We start from the raw sequence: 18,498 nt of genomic DNA on the forward strand, positions 1-18,498 counted from the left end.
TCGGGCTGGCTTTGCTACATGGCCTTTGAATCCTTTGAACAGTTTTTTATATTTCTTTTCTACCAGATCCCATGGGATAAATGCTGCTTTCTTGATCCAGCGATTGTTCGGATCCATGTGCAATCCCAAGGGTTGATTAAAATCTTCGAAGGAAAGTTGTTTAGAAGGAGTTTTATACATGTTATATCACCTGTGTGCAAGGATTTTGAGCTGTTTTCCACCATACTCATGCACGTATTATACTACGAAACACTGATGAATACTGCAGTGATGCACACTATTGGTTTGTGCAGTTTACATTAATTATATTAATACGAAGAGGTAATGACAAATGAAAATACAAGAGGTTCTCTCCTGGCGCCGCAAACAATTAAAACTAACCTTGGAAGACGTCGCCCACCATGTCGATGTCGGTAAAAGCACCGTGCGAAAATGGGAACACGGCATCATCAAAAATATGGGCAGAGACAAAATAGCCCTGCTCGCAGAAATCCTGCAACTACCCCCGGCCTTGTTGCTCAAAGACGACATTGCTGTTAATGAAATCGGAATCGGCGATCTTCTTCCCATTGCCCAAAAACACATTCCTCTCATTGCAGCCGCCCCAGCAGGAATCCTGCATGAGGACAGCGGCACCACCACTGCCTACGTCACCTGCGACAGGCACCTTCGCGCCGACTTTGCCCTGCGTATGGAAGGAGACAGCATGTCCGAAGCCCGTATCAAAGACGGGGACATCGTCTTCATCAGTAAACAAGACACCGTAGCCGACGGAGAAATCGCCGCCGTCCTGATTGCCGATACCACCACCCTCAAGCGTATATACCATATCGGAGAAAAAATACAATGCATGGCAGAAAACCCAAAATACAAACCCATCTATTTTGACACAACCGACACCCAGACTTTCAAAATTCTGGGAAAAGCAATCGCCTTCTACAGCGAAATCGAATAAGAAAACTATAAAAAGAGCGTCATCTCCTGCACATACAAAAAAGGATCATACCAGAGTGAAGTTTTTGCTTCATTTTGGTATGATCCTTTTCTTTTTGCTTATGTATCAGCAACGAGGTATCCTCGGATTTCTTCCTTTGGCAGCGTAGAGACGCACCCATTTTGTATAATTCATTCCTTTCCATACCGCGGATGACACCCACATGTACCGGTTTGTAGGGGCCCCATTTATGGCGCCCGCATATATACACACCACGGGATTGCCGGATCCACACCGTTGGAATTAGGCGGATTCGATAAATCGAACCCCTACGATCCTGAACACGTATCACGTCTGCAATGCCGCATGGAAATTCATGCATGACACGGGATGACGCCCGCATGTACCGTTCGTAGGGGCCCCATTTATGGCGCCCGCAAATCCACAGGGACCCATGTATAATACGGGAAAGCGGGTTCGATGAATCGAACCCCTACGATCCTGAACACGTATCACGTCTGCAATGCCGCATAGAGGTTCGCATGACACGGAATGATGCCCGCATGTACCGTTCGTAGGGGCCCCATTTATGGCGCCCGAAATCCACAGAGGCCCATGTATAATACGGGAAAGCGGGTTCGATACATCGAACCCCTACGATCCTGAACACGTATGGCATTTGCATGGCACGACGGGTACCGAAATGGTAAACATGTATCACACCCGCATGACATGACGAATACCGAAACGTTGAATATATATCACGTTTGCAATGCCGCATAGAGGTTCGCACGACACGGGATGACGCCCGCATGTACCGTTGTAGGGGCCCCATTTATGGCGCCCGCAAATCCACAGGGACCCATGTATAATACGGGAAAGCGGGTTCGATACATCGACCCCATACGATCCTGAACACGTATGGCATTTGCATGGCACGACGGGTACCGAAATGGTGAACACGTATCACGCTCGCATGTCATGACGAATACCGAAATGGCAAACATGTATCACGTCTGCAATGCCGCATGGAGGTTCATCCATGACACGGGATGACGCCCGCATGTACCGTTCGTAGGGGCCCCATTTATGGCGCCCGCAAATCCACAGGGACCCATGTATAATATGGGAAAGCGGGTTCGATGAATCGAACCCCTACGGTGCAGGAGAAACTATTCGCTGTTCCCCATATACACATATCATGGGACTGGAGTATAGTACATGATTCGCATTGTGCGGGTTCGATTGCCCATCCGCTGTCCCCAACGCGTTCATGCGGAACGTTTCCCGGTTTCGTAGGGGCCCCATTTATGGCGCCCGCAAATCCACAGAGGTCCATGTATAATACGGGAAAGCGGGTTCGATACATCGATCTCATATGTATTTACAAAACGCCAAACAAATCATGTACCTCTTTTTTATCTATGATGCGTGAACTTTTATCAGCAGCATGCTTCAACATGCTTTCAATGCGATCTTCAACAGCAGCATCAATAAATTCGTCGACATGAATACCGCGCAGTTTAAAAAAATAGAAAGGATTTTCATCAAGACGCACGCCAACCGCATACATAACTGCCGCTACATGCTTACACATACAAGCCCAATCTGGGCAGGAACAATCAAAGGTGATATCCGATGGCTTGGGAAATAATCCATCGGTACCGATAAAAATATGCTGCAGCTCTTCTGGAAACTCTCCGGCAACCAACTCTTCCAGACTTTTTATTTTGCTAACACATTGCTGTTGAATTTTCTTAACAGCCTTTTCCGTAAGCGGGTTGATACGAATTTCAACCTGATACGGACGCTGCCGGCTTCCCTGCACCTTGGCTATGATATGACCGGCTTCTATTTTGAGATCCAGCACGGCACCGGCACGGACATAGCGTTTTCCGCGGCCGATCCGGCTAGTGTAATCAGCATACTGTTCCAAATTACGGCACCAGGCACGGCCCCACCAACGTTGACAGATTTTAGTCCCTGCCACATAGACCGGCTCATATTTCTGTCCGCACTTGCCAGCTTTCATTACACTTGCTTCAGCCCTCTGACGCAGTTCCTCCGCCGAAGGCTGAGTATAAGAAGGATACATATTTCTATAGTACTTACTCATATTTTACCTCCTAGAAAGTAAGACGCATCATATTCAACAACTCCGTGTCATCCAGTTCTGTAATCCATTTCCCCGTTCCCTTCCCCAGAACTTGCTCAGCCAACTCATTTTTACCGGAAAGGACCGTATCGATTTTTTCTTCGATCGTCCCGGCGGAAACCAATTTATGAACCATAACATCCTTTTTTTGTCCGATGCGGTACGCTCGATCCGTTGCCTGGTTTTCTACAGCCGGATTCCACCATCGGTCAAAGTGAATGACATGATTAGCGGCTGCCAAATTGAGACCGGTGCCCGCTGCCTTTACCGATAAGACCATAAAGGGAACATATGCGTTGCCGTTAAAAGCATCTACCATCTCGGTGCGCTTTTTGACACGTGTCCCACCGTGAATGACAAAACCCTTGCGACCAAAAACATTCTCCAAATAGTCTGCCAGATATTCTGTGATTTCCCGATACTGTGTAAAGACCAGGACACGCTCGCGCTTTTCAGATATAGTCTGACAGAGTTCTCGCAGCATCTCAAACTTACCACTGTCTGCCGGCGCAAAATCTGACTGCCCCAGAAATTGATCCGGGTGGTTGCAAATCTGTTTTAGTTTAGTAATAGTTGCCAGTACCAACCCTCGCCGTTCCATGCCGTCTGTACAGCTCAATTTTTCTTCCAGCTCCGCAACCTGTTTGCGGTACAGAATAACCTGTTTTTTTGTCAGTTGAATATAATCGATCTGCTCCAATTTTTCAGGAAGATCTCGAATAACCGTCTTATCTGTTTTCAAACGGCGCAGAATAAATGGCGACACCATATGCTTTAGCCTGCCGTATCCCTCAGGATGATTCGACAGTTTTCCGGCAAATCGCTTGAATTCAGCTGCCGTTCCCAACAGTCCTTGATTCAGAAAATCAAAGAGCGACCAAAGATTCGTCAAGTCATTTTCGATCGGTGTCCCCGTCATAGCGATTCGCTGCGCTGCCTGTATTTTCTTGATCGTTTTTGTTTGCCGTGCCGCCGGATTTTTGATAGCCTGCGCTTCATCGAGTATCAGGCAAGTCCATGTCATCTGCTGCAAAACAGGCAAACGGGCAGCCATGCCATACGTCGTGATCGTCAGGAATTCTCGTTTTTTTGCGAGCATATCCGTAAGTGTTGCGGCTGTATGCCCATGCAAAATAGTAAACGAAAGACGGGGGGTAAATCTTTCGATTTCTTTTTCCCAATTTCCCAACAAGGATGCGGGTACGATCAACAGGACTGCAGCTTGTTTATCTTTCCGACGCATGGTTTCCAGATATGCAAGAATCTGGAGCGTTTTCCCCAACCCCATGTCATCTGCCAAGCACATGCCAAACCCGAGTTTTCCCATTGTCTGCAGCCATGTAAAGCCTGTTTCCTGATACGGCCGCAAAACAGCATGCACCGTTGCCGGCACCTTCATCATACGAATGGTTTCAGGGTGGTGCAGCTGCCGCATAAAACGCTGCAGCCAACTTCCGTTTGTAATCAGCGGTCCGTTATCAGGATCTGCCGCATTTTTCTCTACGCCGGACTGCAAACGCAGTGCTTCCCGCAGCGACAATTCACCTTGGTATTGATCCATCTTCGTCAATAGATCCCGCAGCTTCTGATGATCGACTTCTACCCATTTACCTTTAAGCAAAGCCAATCCTTCCGTCTGCGCCAGAAGTTTCTTGATTTCCTGCTGCGTCAACATCTCACCGTTCACCATCAAACCTGGCTGCATAGATAGGAGCGTATCAAAACCAAGGATCGGCGTTTTTTTCTCACCTAGCTGAACCGTCAGCGAAACAGCCGTATCTCTCTGTTTCCACCAATTAGGGATACGGCATAAAATTCCGGCTTTTTCAATATCTTCAACATGTTTCAAAAAATCATACGCCTCATGGGTTCGTAACCGTAGGGGATGGAACATCTCACCGGATTTCACAAAACCTGCGATCAAAGAGGATACCTCCGCCGCTTTATCCAGACAGGCAAGCAGTGTCAACAAGGTCTGTCGCTGATCTTTGAATTCCGTCAGGGCAAACTGCAACGGCATATGGCGCACACGGTCGCTGGCATCGCGGGTAGCATACGTCGCCAGGAATGCAAAAGGAAAGCCATCATCGTGTCGATTTTCCACCAAATGGAAAAATATCCGCTCTGGTACACGCAGATTCTGACTTCGTTCTGCCAGATACAAGGATACTGTGCCCTGATAATCGGCTATATCCCGGGAAAATTCCTGCTGCAGACAAAGGAAAATATGGCGCAGCCAAGCTGCGTCTATATATTCCGCCCCCAGTGCATATGGCACGGTCTGCAGCAATGCCCTACACTGATCATCAGACAAACTGACAACAGCCCGCCCGCGCACAAGTTCCAATTCCGGCAGACGTGTCAGTTGTTCGAGAAATACCGTGGCAAGATGATGCAGAAAAACAAAAGAAGGACTTGCATCTTCACATGCTTCGGCAAATCCCAATTGATACATGGCTCTGACAGCATCCTGTCGAAACAAGTCCTGCCATTGGCTGGTTTTATCATCGAATATTTGATTTTCATCATCCAGATAAAAAAAATCCGCAGTAAAAATAAATTGCAATCCGTTTTTCTTTGTCATGCTTCCTGCCACCTTATACTTAGGTTTTTATACAGCTGATACCGTAATTCATTAATAAATACACCCACACGATCCTGAATATGTATCACGTCTGCAATGCCGCATGGAGGTTCATCCATGACACGGGATGACGTCCGCATGTACCGGTTTCGTAGGGGCCCCATTTATGGCGCCCGCCCATATACACACGCCAGTGGATTGCCGGGTTCACACCGTTGGAATTGGGCGGGTTCGATAAATCGAACCCCTACGATCCTGAGCAGGTATGGCGTCCACATTGCCGCACGGGTGTCATCCATGACACGGGATGATGTCCGCATGTACCGGTTTCGTAGGGGTCTCATTCATGGCGCCCCCATATACAAACACGCCATGGGATTGCCGGGTTCACACCGTTGGAATTGGGCGGGTTCGATAAATCGAACCCCTACGATCCTGAACAGGTATGGCGTCCGCATTGCCGCACGGGTGTCATCCATGACACGGGATGACGTCCGCATGTACCGTTTTGTAGGGGCCCCATTTATGGCGCCCGCAAATCCACAAGGGCCTGTGTATAATATGCAAAAGCGGGTTCGATGAATCGAACCCCTACGATCCTGAACACGTATGGCATTTGCATATCATGACAGGTACCAAAACGGTGAACACGTATCACGTTTGCATGGCACGACGGGTACCGAAACGGTGAACATGCATCACGCCCGCAATCTCACACGGGTGTCATTCATGACATAGAAATGCCCTTCCCGCTGTATGGTTATTTTTTGTTTTTTTTGACCCTAATACATCCACTGGACCGAAGCCGTGGCAAAGGTCGTGTGATCCGTACCATGCCGTATTGCATCCCCGTTCTGCACGCGGGCGATACCCAGCGTACCGCGGAGATAGATATTTTCCCGCAGCTTCCGCTGTCCCATCAAGGCGACCTCATCGACAGTCGGATTACTGGATACAGCGCGATCCATATCGGTCCGCATGTAATACACGCCAAGATACGATTCATGAGGTAAATAATGCTTCACTGACGCATAATACTTGCGGGCATTCGTTCCCATGGCGTCACCCATAATATCACCGCTGTAGGTCCAGCCATCCTGGAAGGTCCCATGACGGTACCAGTCATCATTGGTATACGCCGTTTCTACGGTCAGATCCCAGGAGCCGTCCTTGGTGAGACGCGGGAAATACGCTCCGGCCCGATATGCCCAGTCTGACGGCAGGCCGTGAGCCTGATCCTCACCATAAAACTCGCCGTACCATTGCACACCCGGAAGACGCAGGCGGAAATCAAAGCCGGCAATATCATCCCATTTATCATGGCTGTCTGCATTCGTACCGGTAACCCAATTGCCCCAATCAGAGGAATCCAGGCCGTTCCCCTTCCCGCCCAGCATCGAAATCCGGGAGGCACCGAAGGTAAAATACGACGTCGGCGTAATATCCAGGCGCAGGCCTAACAGGCCGGCGTCATTATAATCCGTCCAGCCCCGACTGGCCGCATCCGTGCTGCGGTCACTGTCCAGCCTCCCGTAAAAGGCATGGAAATCCGCTTCTCCTAAAAAGCGCAGGAAGCCGCCGACTTTCTGCGGTTCGAGGAAATGAGCCTGAATCGTAGTGAGCGGTTTCATATTATTACCCAGAAGCAGATTGCCGGACGCTCCCTGCCCCCATATCATGGCCTGCCGTCCTGCTTCCAGTGCCCAGATGCCCACCCGGGTCTTGATATAGCCTTCCTCCAGGCTGACAGTCCCGTCATTATCCTTATCGTAGCTGAAACGAGGACGCAGGGAAATAGCCAGATCGTTACCTAGGTTGCCGGAAATTTCAGCGGAGGCAATCAGATTGCCATCCCGGCCATAGCGATAACCGTTGTGTTGTGTCCCAAAGGGCTGCCAGCTTCCGGCCACTGACTGATAGCCATATTCCTTAGCATCACTATGGTTATAGGCAGCTTCTGCCGTCACGCTGCGCAGTTTGAGTGTATCCCGCGTCGGCTGTCCCTGCAGCGTTGCGATCTCCGGTGCCAGGTATTGCTCCAGAGCCTGGAATTGTCCTGCTAAATACGCCGGCATTGGCTTTGTCGCCGCTTTTTTCTGCGCTTCTGTCACCCATTTGGCCATCTCCATCCGGCTGTATGGTTTGGCCCCATTGGGCATAGAAGAAATATATCCCATGCCGCTCAGCTTTTCAATATAGGAATAATACACGCTATCCACGGGTACATTTACCGTAACAGCCGGAGCCGCCAGCGCCGCTGCTGGCATACTTGCGGCACAACATAAAATCGCTAACGCCCTTTTGACTTCCATATGCCTCATCCTCTCATTACATACGAATATATCTGTCCTATGAGATATCCTATAAGTCCGTCACAATCGGCAATCCCCCCATTCTACACGCGGGCGATACCATTGTACGAGAGATCTTATATTCTTTTAAAATACTGCGCTATATGGTACTCCCCGCCACTGAATATTGGCTTTTATTCTAAAAACGACATAAATAAGAGCGGATGGTCTGATTTACCTTTTTTAGCATTCATTTTTTTACTGTACTGTTGTTTTTTCGGGTCAATGCTCATCAATACAGCCTTGTCCTTCACATTGATGGGTTCTCCCAATCCGCAATTTTCAATCTGTTTTTTATTGATATGAAGCTTTCTGGCATTGGTAAATAATAGGGAATTTTGTTGCGAAATATCTGCCAGCTGAACAAACCAATCATCCGCATCTTCACAAATACAAAATTTTTCTTGAACCATAATCGGCCGGACAATTTCCTTGACGCTGGGAATAAATCCCAAACACTGATGCGTATCCGGATCTGTTATTTCATTGCGCGCCCCAATAATCTGAAAATAGCAATAATCCGGCATATGGTCATTCGTTCCCGCGTTGATGACAATTCGATATTCATCTAACTCCCAGCCAACAATGCATCGGCTATCCCAGTCGATGGCAACAGTCAAATAGAGAAACCTTCGCTTCATGAGAAGATAGGGGATATCAATCGACCAGAAGACCAGTATAGTCATTCACTACGTCCTGTGTTCTTTCAATTCAGCAGTGATCTGTTGAAAAAAATCTGCACTCCAAAGGTTAAGCAGCGTCGTATTTTTTATGAACGGTAATACATCTGCCTTTGCCTGTTCAAAATCAATTTTTGTAAATCGCTCACATAACAATTGTTTCACACCATCTAATGTCAACATCTGCGTATCTGCAAAATGTCCTGACTGAATCAGCCTCGCCTGTAGATGCCGGATATTCACCTCTGTATTTCGAGAAAGGTAAAAAACATAATCATACAAATCTCGGCCCTTTATTCTATTTCGCCATGATCTCCCTATCACAGCATGGATTTTACCCGCAAATAACGAAGCTTCATCATATAAATTCACTTCATATGGTAAGGGAAGCAGTCTGTATTTTCGTTCAAAAGTTGCATATGAAGGCGGATTGACATCAATTTCAAATTTGATTTTTATAACCTCATTGGCAGGAACATGATCTGCCTCAACATCTTCAGGATAAAAAAGCAAAAGATGTTCTTTCGTATTCCCTTTAAGAAAGGCCGAACGTATCTGGGATGACTTTGTTTTATCTGTAACACCTAGTTGAACCCGAAGATTAAATGCTGCAATCTCCTTTTGTAAGATAGGAAAATACGGTGTTATATCAAAGTCCTCATCCACTGCCATCAATGAAAAATCCAAATCTTCTGAAAATCGGTCTAACCCATAAAATATCCGCAGTGCTGTTCCACCATAAAAAGCGGCTTTTTTAAAAAAGCCGGCCCGGCTCAATCCACATAAGACAATTTCTTGCATGACCTCCTTCATTACATTCTTTTTTTTCGTACATAGTATGGGGATCATATTTTTTCATCATCGCATCAAGTAAGGTATTCATGTTACTCTCTTTTCCAGCCATCTGCTTAATTTCCGTACATTTGTGCTACCATACTTTTGAGCAAGCACTGATACGTCGTCCACATTCAATTTTTGCAGTTCTTGTTCATCTATTCTTAAATCATCCAACAATAGATGACCTAACTCCTGATAATTTTTTATACCTTCCACTTTATACAATTGATCACACAGCGCTTTCTCTGGTGATGCTATGATGTACGAATACGCACCTTCTACTCTGATATTCACCCCATAGGAATAAGCTGGTGCCGGTATATCCCGATACGTAAAAACTCCAAACGCTGTCTTAAATATTTTTTTCTTCTTTTTTTTTAATGTAGCTGAAGTAAATGTATATACAGCTTCAGGAATCAGTCCATAATATGCCAAAGCAAATTCAAATGATAAGTAAGAAGGACCATATATACTTCCCGCCAATAGATACCCTGGCACGGTATGATTCGTTTCGTATAGCCCTTTGACAATGGGGATATATTTCCCCTGCTTAACCAGCCTACTTAATTTATCTGCCGGACTAGCATATTGATGTAATTCTTCTAAAATCATGCCGGTTGTTTTTAACATATTTTCACCTCATAATCGTATTTTAATCGATTATGAGGTGAAAATCAATAAAATTGTTTTGATTTTCAATTACAGCATGAATGAATATCTACTACACAAAAACCACTTTTTGATATAGCAACCATTGTATGTGCCCCCTACGAATAATCAAATAGACCATGCTATTAATCCCGGTCAAACAAATCACGAGTATAGACTTTGCTGCGAACATCATGCAAGTCGTCTGCCCAGCGATTCGTCACGATGATATCACTCATCCGCTTAAATTCTTCCAGATCCCGAATCACACGGGAATGGAAGAAATCCGATGCCTCCAATGATGGTTCATAGACGATAACCTCGATGCCCTTGGCCTTGATTCGTTTCATAACGCCCTGTATGGCAGACGCCCGGAAATTATCAGAGGAGGTCTTCATCGTCAGGCGGTACACGCCGACAATTTTGGGATCCATGGCAAGAATTCGATCAGCAATATGATCCTTGCGCGTCCGGTTCGACGCGACAATAGCCGATATGAGGTTCTGCGGCACATCATCATAATTGGCCAGGAGCTGCTTCGTATCCTTGGGCAGGCAATAGCCGCCGTAGCCAAAGGAGGGATTATTATAAAAATCGCCGATGCGCGGATCCAGGCATACGCCCCGAATAATCGGCTCCGTATGGAGTCCGCGCAGCTCCGCATAGGAATCGAGCTCGTTGAAATACGCCACCCGCAGGGCCAGATACGTATTGGCAAAGAGCTTGATGGCCTCTGCCTCTGTGGATCCCGTAAACACCATGGGAATATCTTTTTGCAGCGCACCCTCCGCTAATAATCCGGCAAATACATGGGCCCGTTCCGACTGCTCGCCGACGACGATGCGGGACGGATGCAGATTATCATAGAGCGCCTTCCCCTCCCGCAGAAACTCCGGTGAAAAAAGAATATGATCCGTATGATAGCGTTTTTTCACATCCTCCGTATACCCGACGGGAACCGTCGATTTGATGACCATGACCGCCTGCGGATGGATCGCCAGCACCTCTTCAATGACTGCCTCTACTGACGAGGTGTCGAAAAAATTTCGTTTCGGATCGTAATTCGTCGGCGTGGAAATAATGACAAAATCCGCCCCGGCAAACGCGTCTCTGGGGTCCAGCGTCGCCCGAAAATTCAATTGTTTCGTCCCCAGATATTCCATCAGCTCTGTATCCACAATAGGCGACTGCTTTTGGTTCAGCATATGTACCTTTTCCGGTACAATATCCAGTGCCACGACCTCATGGTGCTGCGCTAAAAGGACCCCATTGGATAAGCCTACATATCCGGACCCTGCAATTGCGATTTTCATTACACTCTCCTTCGATTAAAATCCCAGTTTTGTTTTTATATTTTCAAATGTATCCTGCCAATTAAACTCCTCTTTATTTTACACCAAGTAGCGGCGTATTCCAATGAAACATCACACGCTGCCGGCCATCGTACTCTCTATCGGAGGCCGTATAAGGCTAGCTGTCACGCCTCTGTTTTTTGTAAAACAGGCATCTCCTATTGATTTTCTTTATACCAAGTATATGTTTTGGCAATTCCCCGTTCCAGCGTCATTGCCGGAGTCAGGTGCAATTGCTTCTTCAAAGCAGCATTACTGAGAACGGAACGCAGGATATCTCCTTTACGTGGTTCCGTGTAGGTTACCGACACCTGCGTCCCCACTGCCAACGCAAAGCAGCGAATGAGTTCATTGAGACTGGTTTCTTTTCCTGTTGATACATTGATGATATGGAATCCTTTCAAGGACAACCCACAAATGATAGCATGTGCGATATCGCCGGCATAGACGAAGTCTCTCGTCTGCCGACCGTCTCCAAAAACGGTGACGCCCTTCCCTTGAGATAAAAGCTTACAAAAAATGCTGACAACACCGCCCTCTCCCCCTTCACCCTGCCGTTCTCCATACACATTGGCAAAACGGAAGACCGTCGCATCTATGCCATATAACTCATGATACACCCGAAGATACTGTTCTGTCGTCATTTTTGTAACGCCGTAAGGAGACGTGGGCATGACAACCTCCGTTTCCTTCAGGGGTACATTCGGATTATCCCCATACACGGCCGCGCTGGATGAAAATAAAACATGAGGTACGCCATACCTACGGCAGCATTCCAGTACATGCAGCACACCGCCCAGGTTAATCTGACAATCCAATACGGGCTGGGCTACAGAAAAGGGCACCATCGTCTGGGCTGCCAAATGGATGACCGCATCAAACGAATGGGCTGCAAAAACCACTTCCAATGCCTGATTATCCCGAACATCCCCTTCCACCAGTTCCATCCTTTCGGGAACATGCGATATAGCCCCACTGGACAAATTATCATAGACAACAACTTGTACATCATCCTTCGTATTCAATTGTTCCAATACATGGGAGCCGATAAATCCGGCGCCACCTGTAACAAGAATGTTCATTTTCCTGTCCCTTTCTATTGCATACAAATATAACGGTGTGTTTGTCAAAATAACAGTATTGCTTCAAAAATAAGATTAACTATTATTAGAAAATCATTTAACCTAGTATACTGAAGTTGTAGCACCTCGTGATAGTTTGATAAAATTACTCTATTGGAGGTCGTTACTATGAATCAAAAATATGAACCTGAGCTCAAGAAGGAAGTCATCCGCCTCTATCTGGAAGAGGGCCGGACAGTGAAAAGCCTTACTGATGAATACAACCTAGGCAATGGCACTTTACGATACTGGCTGAAGCATACCCACAAAGAATGCGATGAACAAACGGAAGAAACCGATGCAGAACTCCAACGCCTGCGCAAGCAGAACGCAGAACTCAGGAAGGAGAACGACTTCTTAAAAAAAGCAGCAGCATTCTTTGCGAAGGAAATCGATTAAGCCAATATCAATTCATCCAGAAATACCATCGGGAATACGGTGTGAGGTGGCTCCTGCGTAAGTTCAACATGAGCCCTACCGCGTACTATAACTACTTAAAAGATCGTAAAAGAGAATATCGCAACCGTAAAGCTACTATCCAGCGTCGCATGGTGGAAATCTACCACGCAGCATCAGGTGTCCCTGGCTATGGTCAAATGCGTGATTATCTTGCATTGGAAAATATTATCATTAGCAGATTGACTTCCCATTATTATATGAAGGAGTTAGGCCTGCGAGCCATTGTACGCCGACGTAAGCCAGATTATATCAAAGGTAAGGCACATAAGATATTCTCTAATCTGCTCAATCAGCATTTTGATGTGGACAAACCGAATCGTATCTGGGCTACTGACTTTACTTATTTACCAATGTCTGACGGATCCATGCGGTATAATTGCACGATTATCGACTTGTATGACCGTTCTGTAGTGGCCACGCTTAATGGCGCTCATATCACGGCTGCGTTGGCAATCGTCACATTGCAGAAGGCTTTGGGGTTACATAAGCCAGGCAAAGGCCTTATCCTGCATAGTGACCAAGGCACGCAGTTCACATCAGAAGACTTCGTTCTTTTCTGTGACCGGCATCACGTCCAGCAAAGCATGAGTCGGGCAGGTTGCCCTTATGATAATGCTCCAATGGAACGCTTCTACAACACGTTGAAAAACGAGTATTTTAACTTGCGCAGATTCATGGATGGAAAATCGCTGGATGAGGGCATTTATTGGTTTGCCTACTGCCATTATAACCGTCGCAGGCCGCATTCCTACAATAATGGATTAACTCCTTGTGCTGCCAGAGCGGTAGCCTAGGAAACTATCACTAAGTGTTACAATTTTGCTTGACATCTACAATTTAATAATAGTTTAAATAAATTCGAAATTCAAAATATTTTTTTATAAACTTTTTTTAAAATGCTAATAGATGCCGCTTTCCGTCTTACATCTCTATATATTCTTGTAGAAATATCTACTTTAGTGTATTTATCAATTAAAATATCTATTGGCAATTTATTTTCACTTAATTCCTTAAAAAATCGTTTTCTTTTAGGATTACAGCCAACTGATTGAACCATACTTGAATTATATCTAGTTATTTCGTCAAGAGATAAATCCACTTGTTTTACATTAGCTTTGTCTTGTATTTCAGAAAATACTTTTCTCCCTTTTGCAGTATGTACAAATACCAAAGAAGTACCTTTATGATCATTCATATCCGGTAAAATTTCATCTATTCCCCAAAAATCAGCAAGTGTAATATCACTCTTTCGCTGAATTCCCTTAAAATGACAGGAATAACACGAAGGTCTAAGATATAAATTGGATAAGAATCCTTTTAAATATAAATCCTTATCAAGTGGCATTAGGTATTTACTGGAATTTTCAAAAGAAAATTCTAGTAAAAACCTTTCCCAAGAAAGGTTTTTATTTCGAAAAAAAATTCTGGAAATTTTTTTTCCATTACTACGCAACGCTACATATTTTTTCCATACAAGGGGTGAGGGTACTCCGTGACAGATTAAATCGACTGTGACTAAATTCGTATATTCCTTTTTCAAATATTGTTTTAATCCCGCAATTTGACAAGGAGTCCCTGAAAATAATACTTTTCTCCCTAATTGTAAATATTCTTTTGTCAACCGATAGGTATCTCTAATACAACTTTGCACATATTTAGAACCACGCAATTTATATAACTCATCTACATGTTCCACACATCCATGTACAACTTCCCACTTCTCATTAAACATGGCACCTACCACAATTCCTCCGTTTGCTAAAATTTTTTCAGCTAACAATTGAAAAATTCCTCCGGAAGAACTTGAGTAACGAATACTGTCGTTGAGATTAATTGCTGCATATATAATAGATTTCTCCTTTTGATCATTAATAGTTGATGATATTGGACAACTAGAATCACATTTGCCACATTGAATACAACTATGATGATTAATAACTGGATACCAAAAACCTTCTATGTCTGTCTGAATACTAATACATTTATTTGAACAACTGTTAACACATGCCATACATCCAGTACAATTTTGTTTGCCCTCATGAAGTAAGTATTCAATTTTCATTTACATCCCTCTTTTTTATTCTATCAAAAATCGTATAAAAAATTTTCTTCTCATAAGAATTCATATTGAGTACAAAAAGAAGTAAAAAATATATACTTGAATACACAAAAAATTCTATTGCAAAATGCATCCAACTATAGGTTAAAACTACAAAATATTGATACAAATAGCTGATTACTAATAACAATATCGCACTGCTTGTCATAGACCCTATACTTTTCCAAAAAAGTTTAACATTAATATGTATCTTTTTTTGATAATATCGATTCATAATAAGTCCCGTGCTAATCACAAGCGCCAAAGGAGTTGCTATCGCACACCCAATACCCCCATACATTTTGGCTAAAGGAATACTCACAATTACATTAACAAAAGCAATAATACTATACACGGTCATACGATATTTATTCAAGTTCATTGCTTGTAAAATCGCAATGCCTGCATTTTGTACTAACGCAATAAACAACGCCCCCATCAACAACAAAATAATAGGGTATGCCGATAAATAATTTTTTCCTGCCCAAAGATATAAAAACTCTTTTCCTACCAAAAAAAAGATCAATAAAATATAACTAATAATAATATATTGCAATCGACCGATTTTTATCATCAAATTTGTCAGTTCTTCACTACTAGTTTGATTAGCAATCATCATCGTAACCCCAGGTAATAACACACCGCTAATAGCAGTAGAAAAGTTCATATACATCATCATAAATTGCATCGCAATAGAATAAATTGCAACTTCTAGCGTCCCAGAAACTATACCTAGAATAAATTGTCCTGTTCCCCAATATATCTTATCCATAATAACATTTAAAAAAATAAAAAAAGAATAGATCATTATCTCTTTCAAAAATAAATATTGGTATTTTCCCCTCTTAAACTTGATATGAAGATAATGAAAACAATAATAAACATTAGTAAGCAAACAGATAAAATTCAAAATTGTTGAGACAACTACCATCATTACTGAACCATACCCAACGATAAGTAAAGGTAGTATTATAAGCGGATTTAATAAAACTCTTACAATATTAATAATCCGTAGCCAAACAAAGCGTTCATATGCCTGCATAATCGAACCAAAAACACTTAATGGAAATGTAAACGTAAGATTAAAAATAAGTAAAAGTGTCATAACTTTTGCTCTTTCCATTTCCCCCATGCTCAAAGTATTACCAAATAAATTTTCTATATTAGCATATAAAATACTTCCTAAAATGGCTGTGATTATACCTATAATTAAATATACAAACAAAAAAAGCCAATTAAGTTCCGCCTCAGAATTATCATTCCCAATGACTCTATTTCGTGCTGTATAGCGAACAATTGTATTACTTAATCCCAAATCTAAAATACTTAAATATCCAACAACAGAGCCAATCAAAGAATATAATCCATATTCCGACTGCCCTAACAAGCGCAACATAAACGGAGTATAGAGCAGACCAACCAAAAGACTAGCTATAATATTAACATATGAAAGGACGGCTCCCATTTTCCGTTGATTAACCATGTTATGATTTTTCACCTAATGCCTTTGCTAAAAATTCATGACTTTTTTGACGTTCCCGAATGAATATGGGCTCCAAATCAGGATATTCTATGTTTAATGGATCCTGAACAAAAAAATTGTTTTGTCTTGTCCCATGTCGCGTTTCCAAATGAACCAATTGTAATAAAGTCTCTATTCTAGAACTCATATTTTCCATACCAGTTTCTTGTCTATCGCAAACAACAAACGATTTACGGAAATGAATAGAAAATATAGTTCCATGAAAAGAATCTGTATATATAAGCGCTGCATGATGAATCAAATAAATAAACTCTTCTGGTGAGGTAACATAGTAATCAAAATTGCTTTTATCTAAAATATTAATAACTGATAATTTATATTTTTCAGCAATTGTATTAATAATTGATGGTTTATTGCCTAAAAAATACGTACAAAGATAATCATTTCCATTCCCCCTGTACCAAGATGGTTTTTCTTCTATATCCTGCCATTGTTCATCAGTTAATAATAATGTTGGATCCACTAATACCGGAACATCTTTTCCCGTTATCTTTTTTATAATATTTGCGCCTGTATGTTCCCGGACTGAAATAGCCTTCATACCACGAATCCAACCACGAAAATTTTCTTCATCCTCAGATGGCAGATCAGCAATACCAAAGCTTGCTGCATAAGCGATTCGTTTTTCCTCGGAAGTAAATGTCAAGAACTCATCACGACACCGTGTAGATGAAAAATTAGGATTCCACACTTGATCACTGCCAACAATAAAATAATCATATTCATTATTTAAAGTATTAAGTGGTTGATGAATATAACGAATATGAATATATTGCTGACAAAACCTTCGTATGACAAATTGTCGTATCATTTCCCAACCAAATTGATTCTGCGTAAAATAATGTCGAAACTGTCTCCAGTTTATAACATATTTGATAGTCTCTTTCCATGTCCACTTCCAACTATGAGGCAAAAAATTATCTTCATTCCACCAAATAGAATCTACAACACATGCATAACGTAGTAAAATCTGATGTAATGCATATTTTTGCAATACATTGCCATAATTGAAGTATCCATTGATCGTTAAATTTGCAATTTGTAATTTTTTATGTGGTAAGTTATTGTTTTCATTTTTTTTTTCAATAATGTTCATTTATATACCACCTATTTTCTTCAAAGAGTATTCTTCTTTATAAAAATATTATATGTTTTTTTAGAATCCTAGCTAGTTTCATTTTATAATTCATAAGATATCCACATATCAGTAACAAGTTAATCTGTTTCTTATATACTAGTTTAGTTATACAACTTTTTTTATGTTGTGATATATTAAATAATAGACCTTTTTGAATATTAGGATTTTTTATATATTCTATTATTTTTTCTTTCTTCTCTTGTAAACTCAAAGGTGCTCTGCTAGTAACAAGAATAAGCACGGATAATTTTCCAAAAAAGAGTTGATTTATTTCTTGATTTATATTCAAAATATTTAATTTATACTTTGTAGCAAATAATTTTATATCACTAAAAGCTTCAATATATTGACTATATATATCATGATGATACTGCATAGTAACACCTGCATTACTTAATCGATAATAATATCTACAGCAATTATCAAAATATACACTTTTTGCTAATAAAACACATTTCCATGAAAAAAATAAATCCTCATCATATGTTTGATTTTGTTGAAAAAATATATTATACCTTCTTAAAAAACTTGTTTTAAATAATTTATTCCACACACTAATACCAATACCAAAATCAATCAAATAATTAAATAATTTATC

Annotated in this window: 15 protein-coding genes and 1 pseudogene; 3 read left to right on the forward strand and 13 right to left on the reverse strand. The window is 42.5% G+C overall.

Annotated elements, in window-relative coordinates:
• Nucleotides 1-180 (reverse strand): annotated as a pseudogene (locus tag AB840_RS13045) (IS5/IS1182 family transposase); the annotation flags it as partial.
• A 151-nt stretch (nt 181-331) separates the two neighbouring features.
• Between AB840_RS13045 and AB840_RS13050 the strand changes: the two are divergent.
• Nucleotides 332-955: a LexA family protein gene (locus AB840_RS13050; RefSeq protein WP_048515287.1), complete on the forward strand. Its 624-nt coding sequence runs from the start codon at nt 332-334 to the stop codon at nt 953-955.
• Between the two features lie 1,363 nt (nt 956-2,318).
• Here AB840_RS13050 and AB840_RS13055 read toward each other — a convergent pair.
• Together AB840_RS13055 and AB840_RS13060 are read right to left on the reverse strand one after the other, a co-directional pair.
• On the reverse strand, nt 2,319-3,050 hold the full coding sequence (locus AB840_RS13055; protein ID WP_048515288.1) for an SWIM zinc finger family protein: 732 nt from the start codon (nt 3,048-3,050) through the stop codon (nt 2,319-2,321).
• Nucleotides 3,051-3,060: 10 nt separating this feature from the next.
• On the reverse strand, nt 3,061-5,673 hold the full coding sequence (locus tag AB840_RS13060; protein WP_048515289.1) for a DEAD/DEAH box helicase: 2,613 nt from the start codon (nt 5,671-5,673) through the stop codon (nt 3,061-3,063).
• A gap of 117 nt (nt 5,674-5,790) precedes the next feature.
• Here AB840_RS13060 and AB840_RS16805 point away from each other — a divergent pair, with 117 nt between their 5' ends.
• Nucleotides 5,791-6,255, forward strand: coding sequence for a hypothetical protein (locus tag AB840_RS16805; protein ID WP_143745083.1), 465 nt, complete (start codon nt 5,791-5,793; stop codon nt 6,253-6,255).
• A 200-nt stretch (nt 6,256-6,455) separates the two neighbouring features.
• Here AB840_RS16805 and AB840_RS13065 read toward each other — a convergent pair whose 3' ends face one another.
• The 6 genes from AB840_RS13065 to AB840_RS13090 form a co-directional block, all read right to left on the reverse strand.
• Nucleotides 6,456-7,985 carry a capsule assembly Wzi family protein gene (locus tag AB840_RS13065; protein WP_048515290.1) on the reverse strand — a complete coding sequence of 510 codons (1,530 nt, stop codon included), beginning with the start codon at nt 7,983-7,985 and terminating at the stop codon, nt 6,456-6,458.
• A gap of 173 nt (nt 7,986-8,158) precedes the next feature.
• Nucleotides 8,159-8,710, reverse strand: a complete 552-nt coding sequence (locus AB840_RS16810; RefSeq protein WP_143745084.1) for a hypothetical protein — start codon at nt 8,708-8,710, stop codon at nt 8,159-8,161.
• Between the two features lie 3 nt (nt 8,711-8,713).
• Nucleotides 8,714-9,505, reverse strand: a complete 792-nt coding sequence (locus AB840_RS13075; RefSeq protein WP_200809977.1) for a nucleotidyl transferase AbiEii/AbiGii toxin family protein — start codon at nt 9,503-9,505, stop codon at nt 8,714-8,716.
• A 78-nt stretch (nt 9,506-9,583) separates the two neighbouring features.
• Nucleotides 9,584-10,171 (reverse strand): type IV toxin-antitoxin system AbiEi family antitoxin domain-containing protein, encoded by a 588-nt coding sequence (locus tag AB840_RS13080; protein ID WP_048515292.1) that lies wholly within the window; start codon nt 10,169-10,171, stop codon nt 9,584-9,586.
• Between the two features lie 164 nt (nt 10,172-10,335).
• Entirely contained in the window at nt 10,336-11,502 is a 1,167-nt protein-coding gene (locus AB840_RS13085; protein ID WP_048515293.1) for a nucleotide sugar dehydrogenase, read from the reverse strand.
• A 197-nt stretch (nt 11,503-11,699) separates the two neighbouring features.
• Nucleotides 11,700-12,623 carry an NAD-dependent epimerase/dehydratase family protein gene (locus AB840_RS13090; RefSeq protein WP_048515294.1) on the reverse strand — a complete coding sequence of 308 codons (924 nt, stop codon included), beginning with the start codon at nt 12,621-12,623 and terminating at the stop codon, nt 11,700-11,702.
• Between the two features lie 168 nt (nt 12,624-12,791).
• Between AB840_RS13090 and AB840_RS16530 the strand changes: the two genes are divergently transcribed.
• Nucleotides 12,792-13,915 (forward strand): IS3 family transposase gene (locus AB840_RS16530; protein ID WP_143745085.1). Its coding sequence is split into 2 segments (ribosomal slippage): nt 12,792-13,020 and nt 13,020-13,915, totalling 1,125 coding nucleotides; the frame shifts between segments, so codons are not numbered across the junction.
• 71 nt (nt 13,916-13,986) lie between these two features.
• Here the strand turns inward: AB840_RS16530 and AB840_RS13105 are convergent.
• The 4 genes from AB840_RS13105 to AB840_RS17225 all read right to left on the reverse strand — a co-directional run.
• Nucleotides 13,987-15,183, reverse strand: a complete 1,197-nt coding sequence (locus tag AB840_RS13105; protein ID WP_048515296.1) for a Coenzyme F420 hydrogenase/dehydrogenase, beta subunit C-terminal domain — start codon at nt 15,181-15,183, stop codon at nt 13,987-13,989.
• Entirely contained in the window at nt 15,173-16,702 is a 1,530-nt protein-coding gene (locus AB840_RS13110; RefSeq protein ID WP_048515297.1) for an oligosaccharide flippase family protein, read from the reverse strand. Before AB840_RS13110 ends, AB840_RS13105 begins: the two co-directional genes overlap by 11 nt.
• A gap of 1 nt (nt 16,703) precedes the next feature.
• Entirely contained in the window at nt 16,704-17,858 is a 1,155-nt protein-coding gene (locus tag AB840_RS13115; RefSeq protein WP_048515298.1) for a polysaccharide pyruvyl transferase family protein, read from the reverse strand.
• 37 nt (nt 17,859-17,895) lie between these two features.
• Nucleotides 17,896-18,498 (reverse strand): hypothetical protein (locus tag AB840_RS17225; protein ID WP_201775882.1); only part of this gene is annotated, 603 nt, incomplete at its 5' end.

Source organism: Megasphaera cerevisiae DSM 20462, assembly GCF_001045675.1.
Classification (GTDB): domain Bacteria; phylum Bacillota; class Negativicutes; order Veillonellales; family Megasphaeraceae; genus Megasphaera; species Megasphaera cerevisiae.